This window comes from Stutzerimonas stutzeri (assembly GCF_000952685.1).
Taxonomy (GTDB): domain Bacteria; phylum Pseudomonadota; class Gammaproteobacteria; order Pseudomonadales; family Pseudomonadaceae; genus Stutzerimonas; species Stutzerimonas stutzeri_E.
Map to the genome: position 1 here is coordinate 139,475 of NZ_JYHV01000011.1, position 24,646 is coordinate 164,120.

Genomic DNA, 24,646 nt, shown 5'->3' on the forward strand with positions numbered 1-24,646 from the left:
CAAGCTATAGACTTTGGTCGCAGCGATGCATGTTGCGGTGGTTCGGGCGGCTGGCTACGCTTGAATTCGTATAGTGGTCAAACCAATCGAGGTTGTCATGGAAGTGGGAGTGGTGCGTCAGCGGAGGCTGGCCGATAACATTGTCGAGCAACTCGAAGGCATGATTCTCGAAGGCACGCTCAAGGCTGGCGAGCGGCTGCCGGCGGAGCGATTGCTGGCTGAGCAGTTCGGTGTGTCCCGTCCTTCATTGCGCGAGGCGATCCAGAAGCTGGCAGCAAAGGGCCTGCTGGTCAGTCGTCACGGCGGTGGTAATTTCGTGGCCGAATCCTTGGGCTCGACGTTCAGCGACCCGCTGTTGCATCTCCTGGAAAATAATGCCGATGCACAACGCGATCTGCTCGAGTTTCGCCATACGTTGGAAGGCAGTTGCGCCTATTACGCAGCGCTGCGGGCGACAGATGTCGACCAACAGCGGCTCGGCGAGGCCTTCGCGGTGCTGCAGGACTGCTATGTGCGCGAGGGGACGGTTACTCGGGCTGAAGAAGGCGCTGCGGACGCGCGCTTTCATCTCGCCATTGCCGAGGCCAGCCATAACGCGGTGTTGCTGCATACCATCCGCGGCTTGTTCGATCTGCTCAAGCGCAATGTGGTGACCAATATCGGTGGCATGTATGCGCTGCGCAAGGAAACCCGCACCATGCTCATGCAGCAGCATCAGGAGCTCTACGACGCGATCATCGCCCGGCAGGCCAATGAGGCGCGCGAGGTGATCCATCGCCACATCAGTTATGTGCAGGAAGTGCTCGCCGAAGGGCAGCAGGAGGCGCAGCGGCTGGCGAGGGCGCAGCGACGGCAAGGCACGGCGGGGAAATCCGGGGGCGTGGAATGATCAAGGTAGGAAAGGTGTGAAGTCGTGAGCGTGGAGCGGAGGGTTTTCCGCTCCACGCCAAGGGCAGCTCAGTCTTCCTTGCCCTTGGTGCGCATGGCGCGCTGGATCTCGCGGTCGGAGTCACGCTCCTTCTCGGTGTGGCGCTTATCGAACTCTTTCTTGCCCTTGCCCAAGGCGATCTCGCATTTGATCAGATGCTTTTTCCAGTAGATCGCCAGGGCAACGCACGCATACCCCTTTTGTTGCACGGCACCGAACAGCTTGCCTAGCTCACGCTTGTTCAGTAGCAGCTTGCGGGTGCGTGTCGGGTCTGCGATCACATGGGTGCTGGCCGTCGTCAGCGGTGTGATGTGGCAGCCCATCAACCAGGCTTCCCCATCCTTGAGCAGGACGTAACTGTCCACCAGTTGGGCTTTGCCTGCGCGCAGGCTTTTCACTTCCCAGCCGGCCAGAACGAGGCCGGCCTCGAATTTCTGTTCGATGAAGTAGTCGTGTAGCGCCTTCTTGTTCAGCGCGATGGTCCCGGGGGACTGTTTCTTCTGTTTGGCCATAGGCTGCGCATTATAGGGAGTCGCGTTGCGGCTGGCGATAAGCAGTGCGCTGCGACTGTGTGAAACTTGAGAGGGGTGCGCTTATCCTCGACAATATGCCAATCTTTACGTCTGTTCGGCCACTGGAGTCGCTCTGTGGCGGAGCTGCGTGATCACTTGCTCTCGGTAAGCGCTGTTGCCATTAGCGGCTTCGGTTGCCGATGTCGAAATGAACTAGAAGGACCGAATGACGACGCATATTCAACGCTCGGCGCTGCTGCCCTATCCGGCGCGCGCGCTGTTCGACATGGTCAATGATGTTGCCAGCTATCCACAGTTTCTCCCTTGGTGTTCGGCGACCGAAGTTCTGTCCAGCAGCGAAACTGAGATGCAGGCCAGCATGACGGTGGCGAAAGCCGGCATGAGTCAGCGTTTCCTCACGCACAACGAGCTGCAGGCGGGCAAGCGCATCGAGATGACGCTCAAAGAGGGCCCGTTCAGTCACCTGCACGGTGTGTGGGAGTTCAAGGCACTGGGCGAAAAGGCCTGCAAAATCAGCCTCGATCTGACCTTCGATTACGCCGGGCCCCTGGTCCGCGCCACCCTGGGGCCGTTGTTCAATCAGGCCGCCAACACCTTGGTCGATGCATTCTGTGACAGGGCGAAGCAGCTTTATGGATAAACCGGAGTCGGTCATAGCGGTCGAGGTGGTCTATGCCCTGGCCGACAAGCAGAAGTTGCTGCGTCTGACGGTTCCGCAGGGCACAACGGTGCGCCAGGCCGCGTTGCGCTCGAAGATGGATAGTTTTTTTCCCGGCCTGGATTTGGCGAACGCCCCGCTTGGCATCTTCGGCAAGGCGGTGCCCAAAGCCGAAGAGCGTGTGCTTGAAGAGGGCGAGCGAGTGGAAATTTACCGCCCGTTGATCGCCGATCCCAAGGAAGTGCGCAAGCAGCGTGCGGCAAAGGCGGCGCAGAGCAAGGCCGCCGGGTCGGCTGAATAACCATCGCGGATAGCAAAAAGCCCGGCACGCCGGGCTTTTTCATGTGTGGTCAATGTATTCGCTAGTCGGTTTCCAGTCGGCCCGGAGTCGGGACCGGGACAGGCTCGGCGGCATCGACGTCGCGCTGGATCTCTTCGAGCAGTGAGCCGGGTTCGGGCGTCTCTGGTTCGGTACGGACCGGCGTCTCGCTAGTTGGGCGATCGGTGCCGAGAATGGCTTCGTCGCGACTCACGCCTGGCTTGAAATCGCCAGCGAGGCCGGCCAGTTGGTCGTTGGCGTTGAAGACCAGGCTGACCCGCTCCTGCTGGCGCTGGCTGCCGCCTGGCTGGATGCTGTACAGGTAATCCCAGCGATTAGCGTGGAAGGTATCGGTGATCAGCGGGTTGCCCATGATAAACCGTACTTGCGAACGGGTCATTCCCGGGCGTAACTGGTCTATCATGTCCTGCGTAACGACATTGCCCTGTTGAATATCGACCTTGTAAACCCCGGGGAATGAACAACCGGCGAGTGCGAACAGGCCCACGAGGGTGAGACTGGACAGCATGAGCTTGGTGTTTTGCATCGGTAGGTGACTTCCACTATCTTGGCTGGGCAAAGCCCGGATCATACCCGTATTGAAGGAGGCTGCGAAACAGCAGCAGCGAGAAAGCCAACCATGGTTGAAAATAGCGAACTACGCAAAGCTGGCCTCAAAGTAACCCTGCCGCGGGTCAAGATCCTGCAAATGCTGGATACCACTGATCAGCGCCACATGAGCGCCGAGGATGTCTATAAGGCCCTGATGGAGGCCGGCGAGGATGTCGGCCTGGCGACGGTCTACCGAGTGTTGACTCAATTCGAGGCGGCCGGTCTTGTGGTTCGGCACAATTTCGATGGCGGTCATGCGGTATTCGAGCTGGCTGATAGCGGCCATCACGATCACATGGTCTGCGTCGACAGTGGCGATGTGATCGAGTTTTTCGACTCCGAAATCGAAAAGCTTCAGAAAGAAATCGTCAAACGCCACGGTTATGAGCTGGTCGACCATAACTTGGTGCTCTACGTGCGCAAGAAGACCGACTGACTGTCGGCACCGAAACAAAAAGGCGACCCACGGGTCGCCTTTTTTGCCTGCTTAAGAAGTCTGGGCCGAGCCTATCATCTGTCTAGCGTGGGCCAGGGCTTGCTCAGTCAGATCGACGCCGCCGAGCATCCGGGCGATTTCTTCTACCCGTTCGCCTCCTTCCAGGGCTGCCACTGCCGTGTGCGTCTCGTCACTGCCGCGTGCTTTGTGCACGAATAAATGGTGATGCCCCTGCGCGGCCACTTGGGGCAGGTGAGTCACGGTAAGCACCTGGCCCCGCTCACCGAGACGGCGCAGCAACTGTCCGACCACTTCGGCCGTCGGCCCGCCAATGCCAACATCCACCTCGTCGAATACCAGTGTCGGTGTTCGCGAGGTCTGCGCTGTGATGACCTGGATCGCCAGGCTGATACGCGACAATTCACCGCCGGACGCGACCTTCGCCAACGGGCGCAGTGGTTGCCCCGGGTTGGCGCTGACGAGAAACTCCACCTGTTCCAGCCCGTGCGGCATAAGATCGCCAGCCGATGAGGGTTTGAGTACCACGCTGAACTTGCCGCCAGGCATGCCCAGCCGCTGTATCTCTGCTTCGACTGCGGTGGCAAGGGATTCGGCCGCTTGCTGGCGAGCGCTGCTCAGCTCTCCAGCTTTTTCCTGATAGTGGCGCGTATAGGCTTCAAGCTCTTCACTCAGCTGCTCCAGAGCATCGTCGTCTGCATTCAAGCTTTCCAGTTCTTCGAACAGGCTCTGTTGCAGTGTTGGAAGCTCCTGTGGCTGCACTCGGTGTTTGCGCGCCAGGGTATAGATGCTGTCCAGGCGTTCTTCCAGCGCCTGTTGACGCTGCGGATCGGAGTCGAAGTGGTCGAGGAAACGGTTCAGTTCGCCAACCGCTTCTTCCACCTGGATCTGCGCGCTGGAAAGCAGGTTGACCGCTTCGCCAAGCGCTCCGGGCTGGTTCTGGAATCCGGTGAGGCGCTGCAGGCTCGAGGTCAGTGCCGATAACACGTTACCTGCATCGCTCTCGCTGCACAGGTCGATAACCTGGCGGCAAGCGCCGAGCAGGTGCTCAGCGTTGGCGAGATTCTTATGCTCGCTTTCCAGTTGCTCCAGCTCTTCTTCGCCAAGCGCCAGGGTTTCCAGCTCTTCGAGCTGATAGCTCAGGAGCTGATGGCGTGCGCGCTGCTCATCGCTGCTGTTGCTCAGTCGCTCAAGCGTCTGTCGGGTCTGGCGCCAGCGCTGCGCGGCCATTTGCACCTGGCGGGCCAGGTCCTGGCAGCCGCCGTATTCATCGAGCAGGCGTCGGTGGGTGTCGAGCTTGAGCAGCGACTGATGCTCATGCTGGCTATGGATATCGATCAGCAAATCACCCAGTGCCTTCAAGTCGCCTTGCGGGCAGGGTGTGCCATTGATATAGCCGCGCGAGCGGCCTTCGGCGGTGATTACGCGACGGAGAATGCAGGGACCATCGGAGTCGAGATCGCGCTCGGCCAGCCAGGCGCGTGCATCCGGGATGTCATCGAGATCGAAACTGGCGAGGATATCGGCCTTGTCAGCGCCAATACGCACAACACTGCTATCGGCGCGGTCGCCCAGCGTCAGCCCCAAGGCGTCGAGCATGATTGATTTTCCGGCCCCGGTTTCGCCACTGATCACGCTCATGCCTCGCTTCAGCTCGAGGTCGAGGTGTTCGACGATGGCATAGTTTTGAACGGACAGATGAACCAGCATGGCAAGAACTCCCACTCGATGACTGGGTATTTATACAGTTATTTTGATTGACCTCACAAGCGTCTCGACATGGCTGGTATGTAAACAAAGCGCACTGGCAGATCGATGGTATTCGTTCTGAGGGGCTGATCTCATTGTCGCCCTTGAAGCCTGCTTCGCCGCCCCCATATAGCCGCACAAGCGCGAGCTGACCGCTCGCTGAAGTGTTGATGAGGAGGACCGCATGGCCGACGAGCAGAACCTGGAAAACCAGACCCCCGAAGAGAATGAAAGCGCACAAACCGAAGTTGCCGAAGACCTGGCTGCTCGGGTGCAATCCCTTGAGGAGCAGCTCGCAGCGGCCCAGGACCAGTCTCTGCGTGTCGCCGCTGAGCTGCAGAACATTCGTCGCCGCGCCGAACAGGACGTGGAAAAGGCGCACAAGTTCGCCCTCGAGAAGTTCGCTGGTGACCTGCTGGCCGTCGCTGACAGCCTGGAGCGCGGGCTGGAACTGTCGAATCCGGATGACGAGGCCGTCAAGCCAATGCGCGAAGGCGTCGAGCTGACGCTCAAGCTGTTGCTCGACACCCTGGCGCGCCATCAGTTGGTGCCGGTCGATCCTCAGGGCGAACCCTTCAATCCCGAGCATCACCAGGCGATGGCAATGGAAGAAAGCACCCATGCCGAGCCGGGCAGCGTGCTCAAGGTGTTCCAGAAGGGGTATCTGCTCAACGGCCGCCTGTTGCGCCCCGCAATGGTCGTCGTCAGTAAGGCGCCGGCAGAAACACCGCCTTCGATCGACGAGAAGGCTTGAATTTCGGCGGCCGACCCCCATCTGGTAGCCAAGCGTTTTTGTGTTACCGCAGCCGGTAAGCAGGCGCGGATCAATCAAAGTTCGGAGAGAAGCATATGGGCAAAATTATCGGTATCGACCTGGGAACGACCAACTCCTGCGTCTCCATTCTGGAAAACGGCAAGGCCAAGGTGATCGAGAACGCCGAAGGCGGCCGCACCACCCCGTCGATCATCGCCTACGCCAATGATGGCGAAATTTTGGTTGGCCAGTCGGCCAAGCGTCAGGCCGTGACCAACCCGCACAACACTCTGTACGCGGTGAAGCGACTGATTGGCCGTCGTTTCGATGAAGACGTCGTGCAGAAAGACATCCAGATGGTCCCTTACAAGATCGTCAAGGCAGACAACAATGACGCCTGGGTAGAAGTCAGCGGCCAGAAAATGGCGCCACCGCAAATCTCTGCCGAGATCCTGAAGAAGATGAAGAAGACCGCCGAAGACTATCTCGGCGAGCCAGTGACCGAAGCGGTGATCACCGTTCCGGCCTACTTCAACGACAGCCAGCGTCAGGCCACCAAGGACGCCGGTCGTATCGCCGGTCTGGACGTCAAGCGCATCATCAACGAGCCAACTGCCGCTGCGCTGGCCTACGGCATGGACAAGGCCAAGGGCGACCATACCGTGATCGTCTATGACCTGGGCGGCGGTACCTTCGACGTATCGGTAATCGAAATTGCCGAAGTCGATGGCGAGCACCAGTTCGAAGTGTTAGCTACCAACGGCGACACCTTCCTCGGTGGTGAGGACTTCGATATCCGCCTGATCGACTACCTCGTCGACGAATTCAAAAAAGAAACCGGCATGAACCTCAAGGGCGATCCGCTGGCCATGCAGCGCCTGAAGGAAGCTGCCGAGAAGGCCAAGATCGAGCTGTCCTCGAGCCAGCAGACCGACGTCAACCTGCCGTATATCACTGCAGACTCGACCGGTCCGAAGCACCTGAACGTGAAGATCTCCCGTGCCAAGCTGGAAGCTCTGGTCGAGGATCTGGTGCAGCGCACCATCGAGCCGTGCCGCATGGCCATGAAGGACGCCGGTATCGACGTGTCCAAGATTGACGACGTGATCCTGGTCGGCGGTCAGACCCGCATGCCGCTGGTGCAGCAGAAGGTCGCCGAGTTCTTCGGCAAGGAAGCGCGCAAGGACGTGAACCCGGACGAGGCGGTTGCCATGGGTGCTGCTATCCAAGGCGCCGTTCTGGCCGGTGATGTGAAGGACGTACTGCTGCTTGACGTCTCCCCGCTGACGCTGGGTATCGAAACCATGGGCGGCGTGATGACTGCGCTGATCGAGAAGAACACCACCATTCCGACCAAGAAGTCGCAGGTGTTCTCCACTGCGGACGACAACCAGAGCGCGGTGACCATCCACGTACTGCAAGGTGAGCGCAAGCAGGCGGCGCAGAACAAGTCGCTGGGTCGCTTCGATCTGGCCGAGATCCCGCCTGCGCCACGCGGTGTGCCGCAGATCGAGGTCACCTTCGACATCGACGCCAACGGCATTCTGCACGTGTCGGCGAAGGACAAGGCCACCGGCAAGCATCAGTCCATCGTGATCAAGGCCAACTCGGGTCTGTCCGAGGAAGAAATCGAGCAGATGGTGCGTGACGCCGAGGCCAACGCCGAGGAAGACCGCAAGTTCGAAGAGCTGGTCACCGCGCGTAACCAGGGTGATCAGCTGGTCCATGCGACCCGCAAAATGCTGACCGAGGCTGGCGACAAGGCCACTGAGGAAGATAAGGCCAGCATCGAGAAGGCTATCGGCGAACTGGAAGTGGCCATCAAGGGCGACGACAAGGCTGAGATCGAAGCCAAGATCGCAGCGGTCTCTCAGGCCTCCACGCCGTTGGCGCAGAAGATGTACGCCGAGCAGCCTCAGGGTGGCGAAGGCGCCCAGACGGGCGACAACGCGCAGTCCGGTGACGACGTGGTCGACGCCGAGTTCGAAGAGGTCAAGGACAACAAGTAAGCTGCGGCTTATGACCTCCATGACCTGGGGCAAAGCAGCGACCGCGATTATGGCCGCTGCCTTTCGCTCCAACCCGATGCGGTGATGCCGCGACGGGGGTGATCGCCGCGCGGGGGCTTGCTCCCGCGTCGGCGTGTCTGGAGGGTACGAATTGAAGGTTCAGGATATTTATGGCCAAACGTGACTATTACGAAGTGCTGGGTGTCGAGCGTGGCGCCAGCGAGGCGGAGCTGAAAAAGGCTTATCGTCGCCTCGCGATGAAGCACCATCCGGACCGTAACCCCGGAGACAAAGCCGCCGAAGACGCGTTCAAGGAAGCCAACGAGGCTTACGAAGTGCTGTCCGACGCGAGCAAGCGTCAGGCCTACGATCAGTACGGCCATGCCGGCGTCGATCCGCAGATGGGGGCGGGTGCCGGTGGTGCAGGCTATGGCGGTGCTAACTTCTCCGACATCTTCGGTGATGTCTTTAGCGATTTCTTCACCGGCGCGCGCGGCAGTTCACGCGGCGGTGCTCAGCGCGGCAGCGATCTGCGTTACACGCTGGAGTTGGATCTGGAAGAGGCTGTGCGTGGCACCACGGTGACCATTCGCGTGCCGACGCTGGTCGAGTGCAAGACTTGCGATGGTTCGGGCGCGAAGAAAGGCACCAGTCCGGTCACCTGTACTACCTGTGGCGGGATCGGCCAGGTGCGCATGCAGCAGGGCTTCTTCTCCGTACAGCAGACCTGCCCGCGCTGTCATGGCAGCGGCAAGATGATCTCGGATCCCTGCGGCAGCTGTCATGGCCAGGGGCGCGTGGAAGAGCAGAAAACCTTGTCTGTAAAAGTGCCGCCAGGCGTCGACACGGGCGACCGTATTCGTTTGACCGGCGAAGGCGAGGCGGGCGCGCAGGGTGGCCCGGCAGGCGACCTCTATGTCGTGGTCAACGTGCGCGAGCATCCGATCTTCCAGCGCGACGGCAAGCACCTGTACTGCGAGGTACCGATCAGTTTTGCTGACGCGGCGCTCGGGGGTGAGTTGGAGGTGCCGACGCTGGATGGTCGGGTCAAGCTGAAGATTCCCGAAGGGACCCAGACCGGCAAACAGTTCCGCTTGCGTGGTAAGGGTGTCGCTCCGGTTCGTGGCGGTGCCGCCGGTGATCTGCTGTGTCGTGTCGCGGTGGAAACGCCGGTCAACCTGGGTAAGCGTCAGCGCGAGCTGCTCGATGAGTTCCGCAAGACGCTGCAGAGCGACAGCTCCCATTCACCCAAGGCCAGTGGCTGGTTCGAGGGCATGAAGCGCTTTTTCGGCGATCTTTAACTCAGCGGCAGGCTGCGGTCGGCGGGCTTGTCGAAAGCGGTCGCTGCAGCATGTGGCTGGCAGCTTGGAGCGGTTTCTATGCGACGTATAGCAGTGATGGGCGCCGCTGGGCGCATGGGCAAGACCCTGGTCGAGGCTGTTCAGCAGACCGGCGGAGCCGCGGGTCTTACCGCGGCGATCGATCGGCCCGACAGTACCTTGGTCGGCGCCGATGCGGGGGAGCTGGCAGGCATCGGCCGCCTGGGCGTCCCGCTGATCGGTGACGCGGCAAAGGTGGCGGAAGAGTTCGATGTGCTGATCGACTTCACTCATCCTTCGGTGACGCTGAAAAACCTAGACGTGTGTCGCCGGGCGGGCAAGGCGATGGTGATCGGCACGACCGGCTTCTCGGTTGAGGAGAAGGAGAAGCTGGCGGCGGCGGCGAAGGAAATTCCGATCGTGTTCGCTGCCAACTTCAGCGTCGGGGTCAACCTCTGTCTGAAGTTGCTGGACACGGCGGCGCGGGTGCTCGGCGATGAGGTGGATATCGAGATCATCGAGGCGCATCACCGGCACAAGGTCGACGCCCCGTCCGGCACGGCGCTGCGCATGGGCGAGGTGGTCGCCGAAGCACTCGGGCGTGATCTGCAGAAGGTGGCGGTATATGGTCGCGAGGGGCAAACCGGCGCGCGCGCGCGCGACACCATTGGCTTCGCTACCGTCCGTGCGGGGGATGTGGTCGGTGACCATACAGTGCTGTTCGCTGCCGAAGGTGAGCGCGTCGAGATCACGCACAAGGCGTCCAGTCGCATGACATTCGCCCGCGGCGCGGTGCGCGCCGCCCTGTGGCTGGAGCAACAGCCAGCCGGGCTGTATGACATGCAGGACGTGCTTGGGCTGCGTTGAAACAGCTGCCGCTTGGCGTTCGGGCTGATTTCGGCTAGACCTGAAAAGGCGTTTTCTGTAAGCTTCCCGTTTTAGTGTGTCCACTAAAAGTTGCGCAGAAATGACTCAAATAAAAAGCGGGATGACCTTCACACGTCATCCCGCTTTTTTACAATCTGCGCCTGCTTCAGCCTTGATCTTTGGGAGGTCTCTTGACTAAGCCAGCCCTTGCGCCAGCCATTTTGGCCCTTGCCGATGGCAGTATCTTTCGCGGCGAATCCATCGGCGCCGACGGCCAGACTATCGGTGAGGTGGTGTTCAACACCGCCATGACCGGCTATCAGGAAATCCTCACCGATCCTTCCTATGCCAAGCAAATCGTCACCCTGACCTACCCGCACGTCGGTAACACCGGTACGACGCCGGAGGATGCGGAGTCCTGGAAGGTATGGGCCGCGGGGCTCGTTATCCGCGACCTGCCACTGATCCCGAGCAACTGGCGCGACAAGCAGTCACTTCCCGACTATCTCAAGGCCAACGGTACCGTTGCCATAGCTGGCATCGATACTCGTCGCCTGACTCGTATCCTCCGCGAGAAGGGTGCCCAAGACGGCTGTATTCTGGCAGGTGCCGACGCTACCGAAGAAAAGGCGTTGGAACTGGCGCGCAGCTTCCCGGGGCTCAAGGGCATGGACCTGGCCAAGGAAGTCAGCGTCAAGGAGCGCTACGAATGGCGCTCAACGGTCTGGAACCTGAAAGATGACGGCCATGCCGAGATCCCGGCTAACGAGCTGCCCTACCACGTCGTTGCCTTCGACTATGGCGTTAAATACAACATTCTGCGCATGCTGGTCGCGCGTGGCTGCCGCGTTACCGTATTGCCGGCGCAGACGCCCGCCAGCGAGGCCTTGGCGCTGAACCCGGACGGTATCTTCCTGGCCAACGGCCCGGGTGACCCTGAGCCATGCGACTACGCGATCAAGGCGATACAAGAAGTGCTCGAAACCGACATTCCGGTGTTTGGCATTTGCCTCGGCCATCAGTTGCTGGCGCTCGCTTCCGGTGCCAAGACCGTGAAGATGCCCAACGGTCACCACGGTGCGAACCACCCGGTTCAGGATCTGAAGACCGGTGTGGTGATGATCACCAGTCAGAACCATGGCTTTGCCGTGGACGAAGCGAGCCTGCCGGCCAATGTGCGTGCTACGCATAAGTCGCTGTTCGATGGCACCCTGCAAGGCATCGAGCGAACCGACAAGGTCGCCTTCAGCTTCCAGGGTCACCCCGAGGCAAGTCCCGGCCCGCATGACGTGGCGCCGCTGTTCGACCGCTTCATCGATGCCATGGCCAAGCGCCGCTAAGCCCGCCGAGCACAGAATTCGAGAGAGACCATGCCAAAACGTACAGATATCAAAAGCATCCTGATCCTCGGCGCCGGGCCCATTGTCATCGGCCAAGCCTGCGAGTTCGACTACTCCGGTGCTCAGGCCTGCAAGGCGCTGCGCGAGGAGGGATTCCGCGTCATTCTGGTGAACTCCAATCCGGCCACCATCATGACCGACCCGGCCATGGCTGACGCTACCTACATCGAGCCGATCAAGTGGGCCACCGTGGCCAAGATCATCGAGAAGGAGCGCCCCGATGCGCTGCTGCCGACCATGGGCGGCCAGACGGCGCTGAACTGCGCTCTGGACCTGGAAAAGCATGGCGTGCTCGAGAAGTTCGGTGTCGAGATGATCGGTGCCAACGCCGACACCATTGACAAGGCAGAGGACCGTTCGCGCTTCGACAAGGCGATGAAGAACATCGGTTTGGCGTGCCCGGTTTCAGGCATCGCGCACAACATGGACGAAGCCTACGGCGTATTGGAGAAGGTCGGTTTTCCCTGCATCATCCGCCCGTCTTTCACCATGGGTGGAACCGGTGGCGGTATCGCCTACAACCGTGAAGAGTTCGAGGAAATCTGCGCCCGCGGCCTCGACCTGTCGCCGACCAGCGAGCTGCTGATCGACGAATCGCTGATCGGCTGGAAGGAATACGAGATGGAGGTGGTCCGCGACAAGAAGGACAACTGCATCATCGTCTGCGCCATCGAGAACTTCGACCCTATGGGTGTGCACACCGGTGACTCCATTACCGTTGCTCCTGCCCAGACTCTGACCGACAAGGAATACCAGATCCTGCGTAATGCGTCCCTGGCGGTGCTGCGCGAGATCGGCGTGGAAACCGGCGGCTCCAACGTGCAGTTCGGCATCTGCCCGAATACGGGGCGCATGGTGGTAATCGAGATGAACCCGCGTGTGTCGCGTTCCTCGGCGCTGGCCTCCAAGGCCACCGGTTTCCCGATCGCCAAGATCGCAGCCAAGCTAGCAGTCGGCTATACCCTCGACGAGTTGCAGAACGACATCACCGGCGGCCGCACGCCGGCGTCCTTCGAGCCGGCGATCGACTACGTGGTTACCAAGATCCCGCGTTTCGCCTTCGAGAAGTTTCCCAAGGCGGATGCCCGTCTGACCACTCAGATGAAGTCCGTTGGCGAAGTTATGGCCATCGGTCGCACTTTCCAGGAATCCGTACAGAAAGCGCTGCGCGGCCTGGAAGTAGGTGTTTCGGGCTTTGATCCGAAGTTGGATCTGGCCGATCCGGAGAGCGAAAGCACGCTCAAGCGTGAGCTAACCGTGCCGGGTGCGGACCGTATCTGGTATCTGGCTGATGCCTTCCGTGCTGGCAAAAGCGTCGCCGAAGTCTTCGACCTGACACGTATCGATGAGTGGTTCCTGGTGCAGATCGAGGATCTGATCAAGGACGAAGAGCGGATCAAGACCATGGGTCTGTCCAATATCGATCGCGACGTCATGTACAAACTCAAGCGCAAGGGCTTCTCCGATGCGCGCCTGGCCAAGTTGCTCGGCGTAACCGAGAAGAATCTGCGTAATCATCGTCACAAACTCAAGGTGTTGCCGGTCTACAAGCGCGTCGATACCTGTGCCGCCGAGTTCGCTACCGACACCGCCTACATGTATTCGACCTACGAGGAAGAATGCGAGGCCAACCCGTCGAGCCGCGACAAGATCATGATCCTCGGCGGTGGCCCGAACCGCATCGGCCAAGGCATCGAGTTCGACTACTGCTGCGTGCATGCGGCCCTGGCGATGCGTGACGACGGTTACGAGACCATCATGGTCAACTGCAACCCTGAAACCGTCTCCACCGACTATGACACCTCGGATCGCCTGTATTTCGAGCCGGTGACTCTGGAAGACGTGCTGGAAATCGTCCGGGTCGAGCAGCCCAAGGGCGTCATCGTGCAGTACGGCGGCCAGACTCCGCTGAAGCTGGCTCGAGCTCTGGAAGAGGCCGGCGTGCCGATCATCGGGACCAGTCCCGACGCTATCGACCGTGCCGAAGACCGCGAGCGCTTCCAGCAGATGGTCGAGCGCCTGAACCTGCGTCAGCCGCCGAACGCGACGGCGCGCAGCGAAGAGGAAGCCCTGGCCGCGTCCAAGGTCATCGGCTATCCGCTGGTGGTGCGCCCGTCCTACGTGCTGGGTGGCCGGGCGATGGAAATCGTCTATCAGGAAGAAGAGCTGCGCCGTTACATGCGCGAGGCGGTCAAGGTGTCCAACGACAGCCCGGTCTTGCTCGACCACTTTCTCAACTGCGCCATCGAAGTCGACATCGACGCGGTATGCGACGGCGAGCAGGTGGTGATCGGTGCGATCATGCAGCACATTGAGCAGGCGGGCGTGCACTCCGGTGATTCCGCGTGCTCCCTGCCGCCTTACTCGCTGCCGGCGCATATCCAGGACGAGATACGCGACCAGGTCAAGAAGATGGCGCTGGAGTTGGGCGTCGTTGGCCTGATGAACGTGCAGATGGCCGTGCAGGGGGAGGATATCTTCGTCATCGAAGTGAACCCCCGTGCCTCGCGTACCGTTCCCTTCGTGTCCAAGTGCATCGGCGTTTCGCTGGCGATGATCGCAGCGCGCGTCATGGCGGGCAAAACGCTGACCGAAGTTGGACTGACTGAAGAAATCATCCCCAACTTCTACAGTGTCAAGGAAGCGGTGTTTCCGTTCGCCAAGTTCCCAGGCGTCGACCCGATCCTCGGTCCGGAGATGAAATCGACCGGCGAGGTTATGGGCGTTGGCGACAGCTTCGCCGAGGCCTTCGCCAAGGCGCAGCTCGGTGCCAGCGAAATCCTGCCGAACAGCGGTTGCGCCTTCATCAGCGTACGTGACGACGACAAGCCGCATGTCGCCCAGGTGGCGAGAGACCTGATCGAGCTTGGTTTCGAGGTCGTCGGCACAGCCGGCACGGCCAAGATCATCGAGGCTGCCGGCCTCCCGGTGCGCCGCGTGAACAAGGTGACCGAAGGTCGTCCTCATGTTGTCGACATGATCAAGAATGACGAGGTCACCCTGATCATCAATACCACCGAGGGGCGTCAGTCCATCGCTGACTCCTACTCGATTCGTCGTAACGCCCTGCAGCACAAGATCTGCTGCACCACCACCCTGGCTGGTGGTCAGGCGATCTGTGAGGCGCTGAAGTTCGGTCCCGAGAAGTCCGTACGCCGGCTGCAGGATCTCCATGCAGGAATCCAGGCATGACTAAATACCCCATGACGGTCCAGGGCGCGCGCGCCCTGGAAGAAGAGCTCAAGCATCTCAAAACCGAACTGCGCCCGCAGATCACCCAGGCCATCGCCGAAGCGCGCGAGCTGGGTGATCTCAAGGAAAATGCCGAATACCATGCCGCCCGTGAGCAGCAAGGTATGGTGGAAGCGCGCATTCGCGACATCGAGGGGCGTCTGCAGAACGCCCAGGTCATCGATGTGGCGAGTATTCCGCATACCGGCAAGGTGATTTTCGGCACCACCGTGGATATCGCCAACGTCGAAACGGATGAAACCGTGACGTACCAGATCGTCGGTGACGACGAGTCGGACATCAAGCGCGGCAAACTGTCGGTCAGTTCCCCTATCGCTCGCGCGCTGGTGGGAAAGGAAGAGGGTGATGTGGTGACGGTAAGGACGCCCAGCGGCGTGGTCGAATACGAGATCGTCGAGGTTCGCCATATCTGACCGTCGACCGATGCGCGCAGGAATCATCAGTTGGCAGCTGGCCCAGACGTTCTGGGTCGGCGGCCTCTGGTTGCTACAGTTCGTGATGCTGCCGGCGCTGGCGAAAATTGGCCTGGCACCGCTGTTGATTGACGAGATCGCGTCCAGTCTGCGGCCATTGTTGGTAGGCTTTGCCGCGTTCTGCGTGGTTCTTCAGGCGGTCGTGTTGATCCAGTTGAGCGGCTTTCGCGCCCTCTGGCGGGACGTGCGTGGGCAGTTGCTGTTATCGGTGCTGCTGCTTGCGGCGAGTCATTTCGTGGTGCGGGCTGGTGTTGTCGAATCACCTTATTGGCTTGTATTCAGCTACTTGGTGATTGGATTGTGCGGGCTGATGCTGGTGCTGCAAGTCGCTCCCGGACGGGAGCGATAGCGGCAAGCCCGAGAGTGGCTCAGCCTTGAAAGCGATGCACGTTCGACAGCTGCTTGTTTACATTCGGGTTCTTGCGATAGACCAATGCCATCTTGCCGATGGACTGGACCAGTTCGCAGCGGCCGATCTTGCATAGTTCTTCTGTCACCGCACGACGATCATCGCGCTCGGTGATTCGCAGTTGTACTTTGATCAGTTCATGATCGCTCAAGGCGCGCTCCAGTTCGGCCTGGACCCCGTCGGTCAGGCCATTCTCGGACACGATCAAAACCGGCTTCAGATGATGGCCGATGGATTTGTACTGCTTCTTCTGCTCATTGGTGAGCGGCATAATTCGACCCTTGCGTCAGAACCCTTGAAAACGGCGGCTAGTGTAACTGACACACCCAGAGCCGCACAGATGAGGTATCAGCTTGGCACGTTCCAAGACCAGCCCGCGTTGGCTGAAAGAGCATTTCGACGATCCTTACGTGAAGATGGCGCAGCGCGACGGCTATCGGTCCCGGGCAAGCTACAAGCTGCTCGAGATTCAGGAGAAGGATCGTATCCTTCGGCCAGGCATGACCGTGGTCGACCTCGGCGCTGCGCCGGGCGGGTGGTCTCAGGTCACCAGCCGAGTGATCGGCGATCGTGGGCGGCTGATCGCATCCGACATTCTGCCGATGGATAGCATCGCCGATGTGACCTTCGTGTTGGGTGACTTCACCGAGGACGAGGTGTTTGCTGAAATTCTTCAAGCCATCGGGGAAACGCAAGTCGACCTTGTGATTTCAGATATGGCCCCCAATATGAGTGGGGTGAAGGTAGCTGACCAAGCGCGAGCGATGTTTCTCTGCGAGCTGGCCTTGGATTTGGCCATGCGGGTATTGCGCCCGGGTGGCGATTTCCTGATCAAGATCTTCCAGGGCGAAGGCTTCGACGCCTACCTGAAGGAGGTCCGGCAGAATTTCGACAAGGTCCAGATGCGTAAACCCTTGTCTTCCCGGGATCGGTCGCGCGAACAGTACCTGTTGGCCCGCGGCTATCGTGGCGATGGCAACGAGATGGATACGCCGCGGTCCTAGTAGTAAGGATACCCAGGCAGGTACCTACCGCCGGAATTACGGGCTGGTTTCATATCGGGTTACAGACCAAGCTGCCCGTTCAGCGACGTTGTGTAGTAAGTTAGGCCGAGAGCGAGCATCGGCCGTCATGCAGGCTCCCGACAACAGGCCTGCTCTAGAGGGTAGTGAATTGAACGACATGGCAAAAAACCTGATCCTGTGGTTGATCATTGCCGCTGTCCTGGTGACGGTGATGAACAACTTTTCCAGCCCGACCGAGCCGCAGACGCTCAATTACTCGGATTTCATCGAGCAGGTGAAAGAAGGTCGTGTGGAGCGCGTGACCGTCGATGGTTACGTCATTACCGGCAAACGCAGTGATGGTGAGACCTTCAAGACGATCCGTCCGGCGATTCAGGACAATGGCCTGATCGGCGACCTGATCAACAACGACGTGGTGATCGAAGGCAAGCAGCCGGAGCAGCAGAGCATCTGGACGCAGTTGCTGGTCGCCAGCTTCCCGATTCTGGTCATCATCGCGGTCTTCATGTTCTTCATGCGCCAGATGCAGGGTGGTGCGGGTGGCAAGGGTGGGCCTATGAGTTTCGGCAAGAGCAAGGCGCGCCTGCTTTCCGAAGACCAGGTCAAGACCACCTTCGCCGATGTGGCTGGTTGTGATGAGGCCAAGGAAGAAGTTACCGAGCTGGTCGAATTCCTGCGCGATCCGGGCAAGTTTCAGCGCCTCGGTGGTCGCATCCCGCGCGGTGTGCTGATGGTCGGTTCGCCGGGTACCGGTAAGACGCTACTGGCCAAGGCGGTCGCTGGCGAAGCCAAGGTTCCTTTCTTCACCATTTCGGGCTCCGACTTCGTCGAGATGTTCGTTGGTGTGGGTGCCAGCCGTGTACGAGACATGTTCGAGCAGGCCAAGAAGCACGCGCCCTGCATCATCTTTATCGATGAGATCGATGCGGTCGGTCGTCACCGTGGCGCCGGTCTCGGCGGCGGACATGACGAGCGCGAGCAAACGCTCAACCAGCTGCTCGTGGAGATGGACGGTTTCGAAATGAACGACGGCATCATCGTCATCGCCGCAACCAACCGTCCGGACGTCCTCGACCCCGCATTGCTGCGCCCCGGCCGCTTTGATCGGCAGGTAGTGGTCGGGCTGCCGGATATCCGTGGCCGCGAACAGATTCTGAAAGTTCATATGCGCAAGGTTCCGCTTGGTGACAGCGTCGAGCCGGCGTTGATCGCTCGCGGCACGCCCGGTTTCTCCGGTGCTGATCTAGCCAATCTGGTAAACGAAGCCTCGCTGTTCGCCGCGCGTGCAGGCAAGCGTGTGGTCGAAATGAAAGAGTTCGAGCTGGCCAAGGACAAGATCATGATGGGCGCCGAGCGCAAGTCGATGGTCATGTCCGAGAAGGAGCGCCTTAACACGGCGTATCACGAAGCGGGCCACGCAATCGTCGGGCGCGTCGTGCCGGAGCATGATCCTGTCTACAAGGTTTCGATCATTCCGCGTGGCCGGGCGCTCGGTGTCACCATGTTCCTTCCCGAAGAAGATCGTTACAGCCTTTCCAAGCGCGCCTTGATCAGCCAGATCTGCTCGCTGTTCGGTGGTCGTATCGCCGAGGAGATGACTCTTGGTTTCGAGGGGGTTACGACAGGGGCGTCGAACGACATCATGCGTGCCACGCAACTGGCTCGTAACATGGTCACCAAGTGGGGTTTGTCTGAAAAGCTCGGCCCTTTGATGTACGCCGAAGAAGAAGGAGAAGTCTTTCTGGGGCGCAGTGCCGGCAGCCAGCACACCAACGTCTCCGGCGACACCGCCAAACTGATCGACCAGGAAGTCCGCAGTATCATTGATCACTGCTACGGTACGGCCAAGCAGATCCTGGCCGACAACCGTGACAAGCTCGATCTGATGGCGGAAACGCTGATGAAATACGAAACGATCGACTCCGATCAGATCGACGACATCATGGCGGGCCGTACACCCCGCGAGCCGCGCGACTGGCAAGACGGCTCGGGGCCTACCGGAACGCCGGTGCAGCCTGAGGGTGGTCGCCCGCAGACGCCGATTGGTGGTCCTGCTGGCGAGCACTGAGCTAAGGCTGTTTCGATGACTGAATCGTTGCACCCAACCCGGCTGTCTTGTGGCAGCCGGGTTCTCGATTTATCCCGCCCACATGTCATGGGTATTCTCAACGTCACTCCCGATTCATTCTCCGATGGCGGTCAGCACAACGGGGTTGATGCGGCGCTGCGCCATGCAGAGGCGATGGCAGCTGCTGGCGCGTCGCTGATCGACATCGGTGGCGAGTCCACGCGGCCTGGTGCGCGCGTCGTCTCCCCTCTGGAGGAGCTTGAGCGAGTGGCGCCGGTGGTTGAGGCGATTGCGCGCGAGCTTGATGTAATCATCTCGGTGGACACCTCGACGCCTGCCGTGATCCGCGAGAGCGCGTGTCTCGGCGCGGGGCTGATCAATGACGTGCGTTCGCTCTCCCGTGATGGAGCACTGGACGCGGTGGCTGACAGTGGCCTTCCGGTGTGCTTGATGCATATGCGCGGTGAGCCGGCTGACATGCAGAACGATCCTCGCTATGAGGACGTCACCGCTGAAGTGCTGAGGTTTCTCCGCGAACGCATGGACATTTGTGTTGCTGCGGGGGTTCCGGTCGAGCGGATCGTACTCGATCCAGGGTTTGGGTTCGCAAAGACCCTTTCGCATAACCTCAGCTTGTTCAAGCATATGGAGCAGCTGCATGCGTTGGGGCGACCTTTGCTGGTCGGAGTGTCACGAAAGAGCATGATTGGGCAGGCGCTTGGGCGCGACGTCGAGCACCGCTTGCATGGCAGCCTCGCGCTTGCGGCGTTGGCGGTTGCCAAGGGTGCGCGCATTCTGCGTGTGCATGACGTGGCTGAAACGGTTGATGTGGTTCGAATGATCGCTGCAGTGCAGGCGGCAGAATAGGGAATTCTTCATGGCTAGAAAGTATTTTGGAACCGACGGCATTCGTGGTCATGTCGGGCAGTTTCCGATCACTCCGGACTTCATGCTCAAACTCGGATGGGCGGCCGGAATGGCGTTCCGCAAGCATGGGAAATGCCGCATTCTGATCGGCAAGGACACCCGTATCTCTGGCTATATGTTCGAGTCCGCTTTGCAGGCTGGGCTATCGGCCGCAGGCGCCGACGTGTTGCTGCTCGGGCCCATGCCAACTCCGGCTGTCGCTTATCTGACCCGTACCTTTCACGCGGATGCGGGCATCGTGATCAGCGCCTCGCATAATCCTCATCATGACAACGGCATCAAGTTCTTCTCTGGCCGGGGAACGAAACTTCCGGACGAAGTCGAGCTGATGATTGAGGAGCTGCTCGATACACCGATGTCTGTGGTGGAATCGGCGCAACTCGGTAAGGCATCGCGTATCAACGATGCAGCGGGCCGTTACATCGAATTCTGCAAGAGCAGCGTGCCGACCAGTACCGATTTCTCTGGTATGAAGATCGTGCTCGATTGCGCTCACGGCGCCACGTACAAAGTTGCGCCCAGTGTCTTCCGCGAGCTTGGGGCAGAGGTGGTGGTTATCGCCGCTCAGCCTGACGGCCTGAATATCAATGCTGATGTCGGATCGACCCATGTGGGGCAGCTGCAGAAGGCGGTGATCGAGCATGGTGCGGACCTCGGGATCGCCTTCGACGGGGACGGCGATCGCGTGATGATGGTCGATCATACCGGGGCTCAGGTGGACGGTGACGAGTTGCTCTACATCATCGCCACCGACCTGCAGGATCGTGATCGCCTGGCGGGAGGGGTGGTTGGCACTCTGATGAGTAATCTTGGCCTTGAGCTGGCGCTCAAAGCGCGTGATATCCCTTTCGTTCGCGCTAAGGTGGGTGATCGCTACGTGATGGCGGAAATGCTCGAGCGTGACTGGGTGCTCGGGGGGGAGAATTCAGGGCATATCGTCTGTGCACAGCATGTGACAACCGGGGATGCGATCATCGCGGCGCTACAGGTCGTACTCGCATTGAGACGTCGTGGGCAGAATCTTGCGCAGGAGCGACTGGCCTGGAATAAATGCCCACAGGTGTTGATCAATGTGCGCTTCGCCGGTGATCGAGATCCTATTTCTCACCCTCAGGTTCAAGCGGTCTGTGACAGCGTCACCGAGCGGATGGCGGGTCGTGGCCGGGTGCTGTTGCGCAAGTCGGGAACCGAGCCGTTGGTGCGTGTAATGGTCGAAGGGGATGATGAAAAGCAGGTTCGGTGTTATGCCGAAGAACTGGCGAATGCGGTTACCGAAGTTTGTGCGTGATTGTCGCTTGCCAGGTCTGTTTTCGTTGAGTACCATCTGCGCCCACTTTGACCGACGAGGTAAAGCATGCGTCGCCCCCTGGTAGCTGGTAACTGGAAAATGAACGGTACCCGCGCCAGCGTCGCAGAGCTGATCGAGGCGCTTCGTCAACAGGAAATTCCTGCCACGGTAGAAGTGGTCGTGTTTCCATCCTGTTTGCATCTGGTGCAGGTCGTGAGCGGTCTGGAAGACAAGGCGATCGCTGTTGGTGCTCAGGATTGCGCGGTACAGGCCGGCTTTGGCGCCTTGACCGGCGAAGAGTCTGTCTCTCAGCTGGCTGATGCGGGTTGCGGATGGGTGTTGGTCGGCCATTCCGAGCGGCGCCTGATTCTGGGCGAAAGTGATGAAGTGGTAAGTAAGAAGTTCTCTGCAGCATTGGAGTGTGGAATGACTCCGGTGTTGTGTCTGGGTGAGACGCTTGAGCAGCGTCAGTCTGGGCAGACTTTGGAAGTGGTGGGGCGTCAGCTGGCTCGCATAGTCGCTGATGCCGGAATTGCCGCTTTCGAGCGGGCGGTTGTGGCGTACGAGCCGGTCTGGGCGATAGGTACCGGGCTTACAGCTACGCCACAGCAAGCTCAGGAAGTGCATGCGGCTATTCGAGGGCAGTTGGCGCGTGAAGATCAACGTATCGCCGATGGTGTGCGTCTTCTCTATGGCGGCAGCGTAAAGGCGGATAATGCCGCCGAGCTTTTCGGGATGGCTGATATCGATGGGGGGCTCATCGGTGGGGCTTCTCTGAACGCGAATGATTTCGGTGCGATCTGTCGTGCCGCAGGGAACTGATCAGATGTTGCAGACTGTTGTGATTGTGGTGCATCTGCTGGTTGCCATTGGTGTGGTTGCGCTGGTGTTGCTGCAGCAAGGTAAAGGGGCGGATGCAGGGGCTTCTTTTGGTTCGGGTGCTTCGGCAACTGTTTTCGGAAGCCAAGGTTCCGCTACCTTTCTTAGTCGGTTTACTGCTATACTTGCCGGCGTTTTTTTCGTGACGAGTCTGGGGTTGGCGTTCTTCGCAACGCGGCAAGCCGATCAGATGTCGCAGGCGGGGCTACCGGATCCAGCGGTACTGGAAGTCCCGGTTAGCAAGCCGGCAGTTGAAGATGTGCCTGTTCTGGAAGCTACTCCGTCCGCACCTGGTGCAGACGATGTACCTCAAGTCCAAGAGCAGAAGTAAAAAGGTTTTTGCCGAGGTGGTGGAATTGGTAGACACGCTACCTTGAGGTGGTAGTGGCCATAGGCTGTAGGGGTTCGAGTCCCCTCCTCGGTACCAAACAAGCAGGCCCGCAGATGCGGGCTTTCTTGTTTTCAGTGTTTGGGTTGACCTATTTCAGGTGCGGTCGTATAATTCGTGCCCAGTTTGACGCGGGGTGGAGCAGTCTGGTAGCTCGTCGGGCTCATAACCCGAAGGTCGTTGGTTCAAATCCAGCCCCCGCAACCAGTTGATGAAAAGCCCCTGTCGAGGGGCTTTTTATTAGCTTCAAGCCAGGTCGCCGGCATCTACAGGCGATCATCAGGGATGGGCGTTTCGCCCATTTTTCATTTCTACGGCATGCACGAGGGACTTCGATGTCGAGCAAGCTAGAACAGTTGCAGGCCTTGTTGGCCCCGGTGGTCGAGGCGCTCGGCTATCAATGCTGGGGTATCGAATTCATTTCGCAGGGTCGGCATTCCTTGTTGAGGGTCTATATCGATCATTCAAACGGGATTCTTGTCGACGATTGTGAAAAGGTCAGCCGCCAACTCAGCGGTGTGCTCGACGTCGAAGATCCGATCAGCTCCGATTACACCCTTGAGGTGTCCTCGCCTGGTATGGATCGGCCGCTGTTCACGCTTGAACAGTATGCGGCGCACGTGGGTGAACAAGTCAAAATAAAGCTGCGCTCGCCCTTCGAGGGGCGGCGCAATTTCCAGGGTCTTCTGCGCGGGATCGAGGAGCAGGATGTGGTGGTGCTGGTCGATGATCACGAATATCTGTTGCCGATCGACATGATCGACAAGACCAACATAATTCCCCGTTTTGAGTGAATCGCGGATCCCGCGGACCCCAATGGATTGCGATAGGCGAGGCGTACGATGAGCAAAGAAGTACTGCTGGTTGTGGAGTCGGTATCCAACGAAAAAGGCGTACCGGCCGGTGTGATCTTCGAAGCATTGGAGCTGGCTTTGGCCACTGCTACCAAGAAGCGTTTCGAGGATGAGGTGGACCTGCGGGTTGAAATCAATCGGCAGAACGGTAGCTATGAGACCTTCCGCCGCTGGACGGTGGTCGAAGAGGAAGATTTCGACGATCCAGCGCATCAGCTGACCGTCGACATGAAGCAGGCTCAGGAAGCCAACGCCAAGGTCGGCGACGTTCTGGAAGAAAAGATCGAGTCGATCGAGTTCGGCCGTATCGCTGCGCAGACTGCCAAGCAGGTCATCGTGCAGAAGGTTCGGGAAGCCGAGCGTGCACAGGTGGTCGAGGCTTATCGTGATCGCCTGGGCGAGATCATCTCCGGCACCGTGAAGAAGGTGACACGCGACAGCGTCATCGTCGACCTGGGTAATAACGCCGAGGCATTGTTGGCGCGCGAAGATATCATTGCGCGTGAAACCTTCCGTGTCGGCGCCCGAGTACGTGCGCTGCTTAAGGAAATCCGCACCGAGAATCGCGGTCCGCAGCTGATTCTGTCGCGCACCGCGCCGCAGATGCTGATTGAGCTGTTCCGTATTGAAGTACCGGAAATTGCCGAAGGCCTGATCGAGGTGATGGGGGCTTCGCGAGATCCAGGTTCACGCGCCAAAATCGCAGTTCGCTCGAAGGACAAGCGCATCGATCCGCAGGGTGCCTGCATCGGCATGCGCGGTTCACGCGTTCAGGCCGTTTCCGGCGAAATCGGTGGCGAGCGTGTCGATATCGTGCTCTGGGACGAGAACCCGGCGCAGTTTGTCATTAACGCAATGGCGCCCGCAGAAGTGGCCGCCATCATCGTCGACGAAGATGCCCATGCCATGGATATCGCGGTTGGCGAAGACAATCTGGCCCAGGCCATCGGTCGTGGTGGCCAGAACGTGCGCCTTGCCAGTCAGTTGACCGGCTGGACGCTGAACGTGATGACCGAAGCGGACATCCAGACCAAGCAGCAAGAAGAAACCGGCGATATCCTGCGTAATTTCATCGAAGAGCTGGACGTCGATGAAGAGCTGGCACAAGTACTGGTCGAGGAAGGTTTCACTTCGCTCGAAGAGATCGCCTACGTCCCAATGGAGGAAATGCTCGGCATCGAAGGCTTCGACGAAGACATCGTCAATGAGCTGCGAACGCGCGCCAAGGATCGCCTGCTGACGAAAGCGATCGCAACGGAAGAAAAACTGGCAGACGCCCAACCGGCCGAGGATTTACTCGAGCTGGAAGGCATGGACAAGGAACTGGCGGTCGAGTTGGCAATGCGGGGTGTCATCACCCGCGAAGACCTGGCCGAGCAGTCGATTGACGACCTGCTCGACATAGACGGCATAGATCAAGAACGTGCCGGCAAGCTGATCATGGCCGCCCGAGCCCATTGGTTCGAGTAAGTATTTAGCGG

At 59.7% G+C, this 24,646-nt stretch carries 24 protein-coding genes and 2 tRNA genes; 22 read left to right on the forward strand and 4 right to left on the reverse strand.

Annotation, left to right across the window (positions count from 1 at the left end; all coding sequences use genetic code 11):
- Positions 1-97: 97 nt before the first annotated feature.
- Positions 98-889 carry an FCD domain-containing protein gene (locus UF78_RS04485; protein ID WP_045160836.1) on the forward strand — a complete coding sequence of 264 codons (792 nt, stop codon included), beginning with the start codon at positions 98-100 and terminating at the stop codon, positions 887-889.
- 68 nt (positions 890-957) lie between these two features.
- On the opposite strand, the gene smpB is transcribed toward UF78_RS04485, so the two are convergent.
- A complete protein-coding gene (gene smpB, locus UF78_RS04490) occupies positions 958-1,440 on the reverse strand; it encodes an SsrA-binding protein SmpB (protein WP_045160837.1) in 483 nt (160 codons plus the stop codon).
- Positions 1,441-1,666: 226 nt separating this feature from the next.
- Here smpB and UF78_RS04495 point away from each other — a divergent pair, with 226 nt between their 5' ends.
- Together UF78_RS04495 and UF78_RS04500 are read left to right on the forward strand one after the other, a co-directional pair.
- The gene (locus tag UF78_RS04495) at positions 1,667-2,101 is read left to right on the forward strand and encodes a type II toxin-antitoxin system RatA family toxin (protein ID WP_045160838.1); all 435 of its coding nucleotides are present in this window, start codon (positions 1,667-1,669) and stop codon (positions 2,099-2,101) included.
- Positions 2,094-2,420, forward strand: a complete 327-nt coding sequence (locus UF78_RS04500) for an RnfH family protein (protein WP_045160839.1) — start codon at positions 2,094-2,096, stop codon at positions 2,418-2,420. Before UF78_RS04495 ends, UF78_RS04500 begins: the two co-directional genes overlap by 8 nt.
- Positions 2,421-2,481: 61 nt before the next feature.
- On the opposite strand, the gene UF78_RS04505 is transcribed toward UF78_RS04500, so the two are convergent.
- Positions 2,482-2,985: an outer membrane protein assembly factor BamE gene (locus UF78_RS04505; protein WP_045160840.1), complete on the reverse strand. Its 504-nt coding sequence runs from the start codon at positions 2,983-2,985 to the stop codon at positions 2,482-2,484.
- A gap of 93 nt (positions 2,986-3,078) precedes the next feature.
- On the opposite strand from UF78_RS04505, the gene fur reads away from it, so the two are divergent.
- On the forward strand, positions 3,079-3,486 hold the full coding sequence (fur, locus tag UF78_RS04510; protein ID WP_045160841.1) for a ferric iron uptake transcriptional regulator: 408 nt from the start codon (positions 3,079-3,081) through the stop codon (positions 3,484-3,486).
- A gap of 51 nt (positions 3,487-3,537) precedes the next feature.
- Here fur and recN read toward each other — a convergent pair whose 3' ends face one another.
- Entirely contained in the window at positions 3,538-5,214 is a 1,677-nt protein-coding gene (gene recN / locus UF78_RS04515; protein ID WP_045160842.1) for a DNA repair protein RecN, read from the reverse strand.
- A gap of 223 nt (positions 5,215-5,437) precedes the next feature.
- Between recN and grpE the strand changes: the two genes are divergently transcribed.
- From grpE to UF78_RS04555, 8 genes are all read left to right on the forward strand, one after another.
- Positions 5,438-6,007, forward strand: a complete 570-nt coding sequence (gene grpE / locus UF78_RS04520; RefSeq protein ID WP_045160843.1) for a nucleotide exchange factor GrpE — start codon at positions 5,438-5,440, stop codon at positions 6,005-6,007.
- Positions 6,008-6,102: 95 nt separating this feature from the next.
- The gene (dnaK, locus tag UF78_RS04525) at positions 6,103-8,016 is read left to right on the forward strand and encodes a molecular chaperone DnaK (protein WP_045160844.1); all 1,914 of its coding nucleotides are present in this window, start codon (positions 6,103-6,105) and stop codon (positions 8,014-8,016) included.
- A 170-nt stretch (positions 8,017-8,186) separates the two neighbouring features.
- Complete coding sequence (gene dnaJ, locus UF78_RS04530; RefSeq protein WP_045160845.1) at positions 8,187-9,317, forward strand: molecular chaperone DnaJ; 1,131 nt, start codon at positions 8,187-8,189, stop codon at positions 9,315-9,317.
- A 78-nt stretch (positions 9,318-9,395) separates the two neighbouring features.
- Complete coding sequence (gene dapB, locus UF78_RS04535) at positions 9,396-10,202, forward strand: 4-hydroxy-tetrahydrodipicolinate reductase (protein WP_045160846.1); 807 nt, start codon at positions 9,396-9,398, stop codon at positions 10,200-10,202.
- A 191-nt stretch (positions 10,203-10,393) separates the two neighbouring features.
- Complete coding sequence (carA, locus tag UF78_RS04540) at positions 10,394-11,542, forward strand: glutamine-hydrolyzing carbamoyl-phosphate synthase small subunit (protein WP_045160847.1); 1,149 nt, start codon at positions 10,394-10,396, stop codon at positions 11,540-11,542.
- 30 nt (positions 11,543-11,572) lie between these two features.
- Complete coding sequence (gene carB / locus UF78_RS04545) at positions 11,573-14,794, forward strand: carbamoyl-phosphate synthase large subunit (RefSeq protein ID WP_045160848.1); 3,222 nt, start codon at positions 11,573-11,575, stop codon at positions 14,792-14,794.
- Positions 14,791-15,267 (forward strand): transcription elongation factor GreA, encoded by a 477-nt coding sequence (greA, locus tag UF78_RS04550; protein WP_045160849.1) that lies wholly within the window; start codon positions 14,791-14,793, stop codon positions 15,265-15,267. The genes carB and greA overlap by 4 nt, the downstream gene beginning before the upstream one ends.
- Positions 15,268-15,277: 10 nt before the next feature.
- Entirely contained in the window at positions 15,278-15,676 is a 399-nt protein-coding gene (locus UF78_RS04555) for a hypothetical protein (protein WP_045160850.1), read from the forward strand.
- A 19-nt stretch (positions 15,677-15,695) separates the two neighbouring features.
- Here the strand turns inward: UF78_RS04555 and UF78_RS04560 are convergent, their stop codons facing one another.
- Positions 15,696-16,007 (reverse strand): YhbY family RNA-binding protein, encoded by a 312-nt coding sequence (locus UF78_RS04560; protein WP_045160851.1) that lies wholly within the window; start codon positions 16,005-16,007, stop codon positions 15,696-15,698.
- Between the two features lie 82 nt (positions 16,008-16,089).
- Between UF78_RS04560 and rlmE the strand changes: the two genes are divergently transcribed.
- The 10 genes from rlmE (at position 16,090) to nusA (ending at position 24,635) form a co-directional block, all read left to right on the forward strand.
- Entirely contained in the window at positions 16,090-16,740 is a 651-nt protein-coding gene (rlmE, locus tag UF78_RS04565) for a 23S rRNA (uridine(2552)-2'-O)-methyltransferase RlmE (protein ID WP_045160852.1), read from the forward strand.
- Between the two features lie 178 nt (positions 16,741-16,918).
- Positions 16,919-18,829: an ATP-dependent zinc metalloprotease FtsH gene (ftsH, locus tag UF78_RS04570; RefSeq protein WP_045160853.1), complete on the forward strand. Its 1,911-nt coding sequence runs from the start codon at positions 16,919-16,921 to the stop codon at positions 18,827-18,829.
- Positions 18,830-18,844: 15 nt separating this feature from the next.
- Entirely contained in the window at positions 18,845-19,696 is an 852-nt protein-coding gene (gene folP, locus UF78_RS04575; protein ID WP_045160854.1) for a dihydropteroate synthase, read from the forward strand.
- A gap of 10 nt (positions 19,697-19,706) precedes the next feature.
- Entirely contained in the window at positions 19,707-21,044 is a 1,338-nt protein-coding gene (glmM, locus tag UF78_RS04580) for a phosphoglucosamine mutase (RefSeq protein WP_045160855.1), read from the forward strand.
- Between the two features lie 66 nt (positions 21,045-21,110).
- Positions 21,111-21,866 carry a triose-phosphate isomerase gene (gene tpiA, locus UF78_RS04585; protein ID WP_045160856.1) on the forward strand — a complete coding sequence of 252 codons (756 nt, stop codon included), beginning with the start codon at positions 21,111-21,113 and terminating at the stop codon, positions 21,864-21,866.
- A 4-nt stretch (positions 21,867-21,870) separates the two neighbouring features.
- On the forward strand, positions 21,871-22,254 hold the full coding sequence (gene secG / locus UF78_RS04590) for a preprotein translocase subunit SecG (RefSeq protein ID WP_045160857.1): 384 nt from the start codon (positions 21,871-21,873) through the stop codon (positions 22,252-22,254).
- A 10-nt stretch (positions 22,255-22,264) separates the two neighbouring features.
- Positions 22,265-22,350, forward strand: a tRNA-Leu gene (locus UF78_RS04595).
- A gap of 91 nt (positions 22,351-22,441) precedes the next feature.
- A tRNA-Met gene (locus UF78_RS04600) sits at positions 22,442-22,518 on the forward strand.
- A 128-nt stretch (positions 22,519-22,646) separates the two neighbouring features.
- The gene (gene rimP / locus UF78_RS04605; RefSeq protein WP_025240595.1) at positions 22,647-23,105 is read left to right on the forward strand and encodes a ribosome maturation factor RimP; all 459 of its coding nucleotides are present in this window, start codon (positions 22,647-22,649) and stop codon (positions 23,103-23,105) included.
- A 48-nt stretch (positions 23,106-23,153) separates the two neighbouring features.
- On the forward strand, positions 23,154-24,635 hold the full coding sequence (gene nusA / locus UF78_RS04610; RefSeq protein ID WP_045160858.1) for a transcription termination factor NusA: 1,482 nt from the start codon (positions 23,154-23,156) through the stop codon (positions 24,633-24,635).
- Positions 24,636-24,646 lie beyond the last annotated feature (11 nt).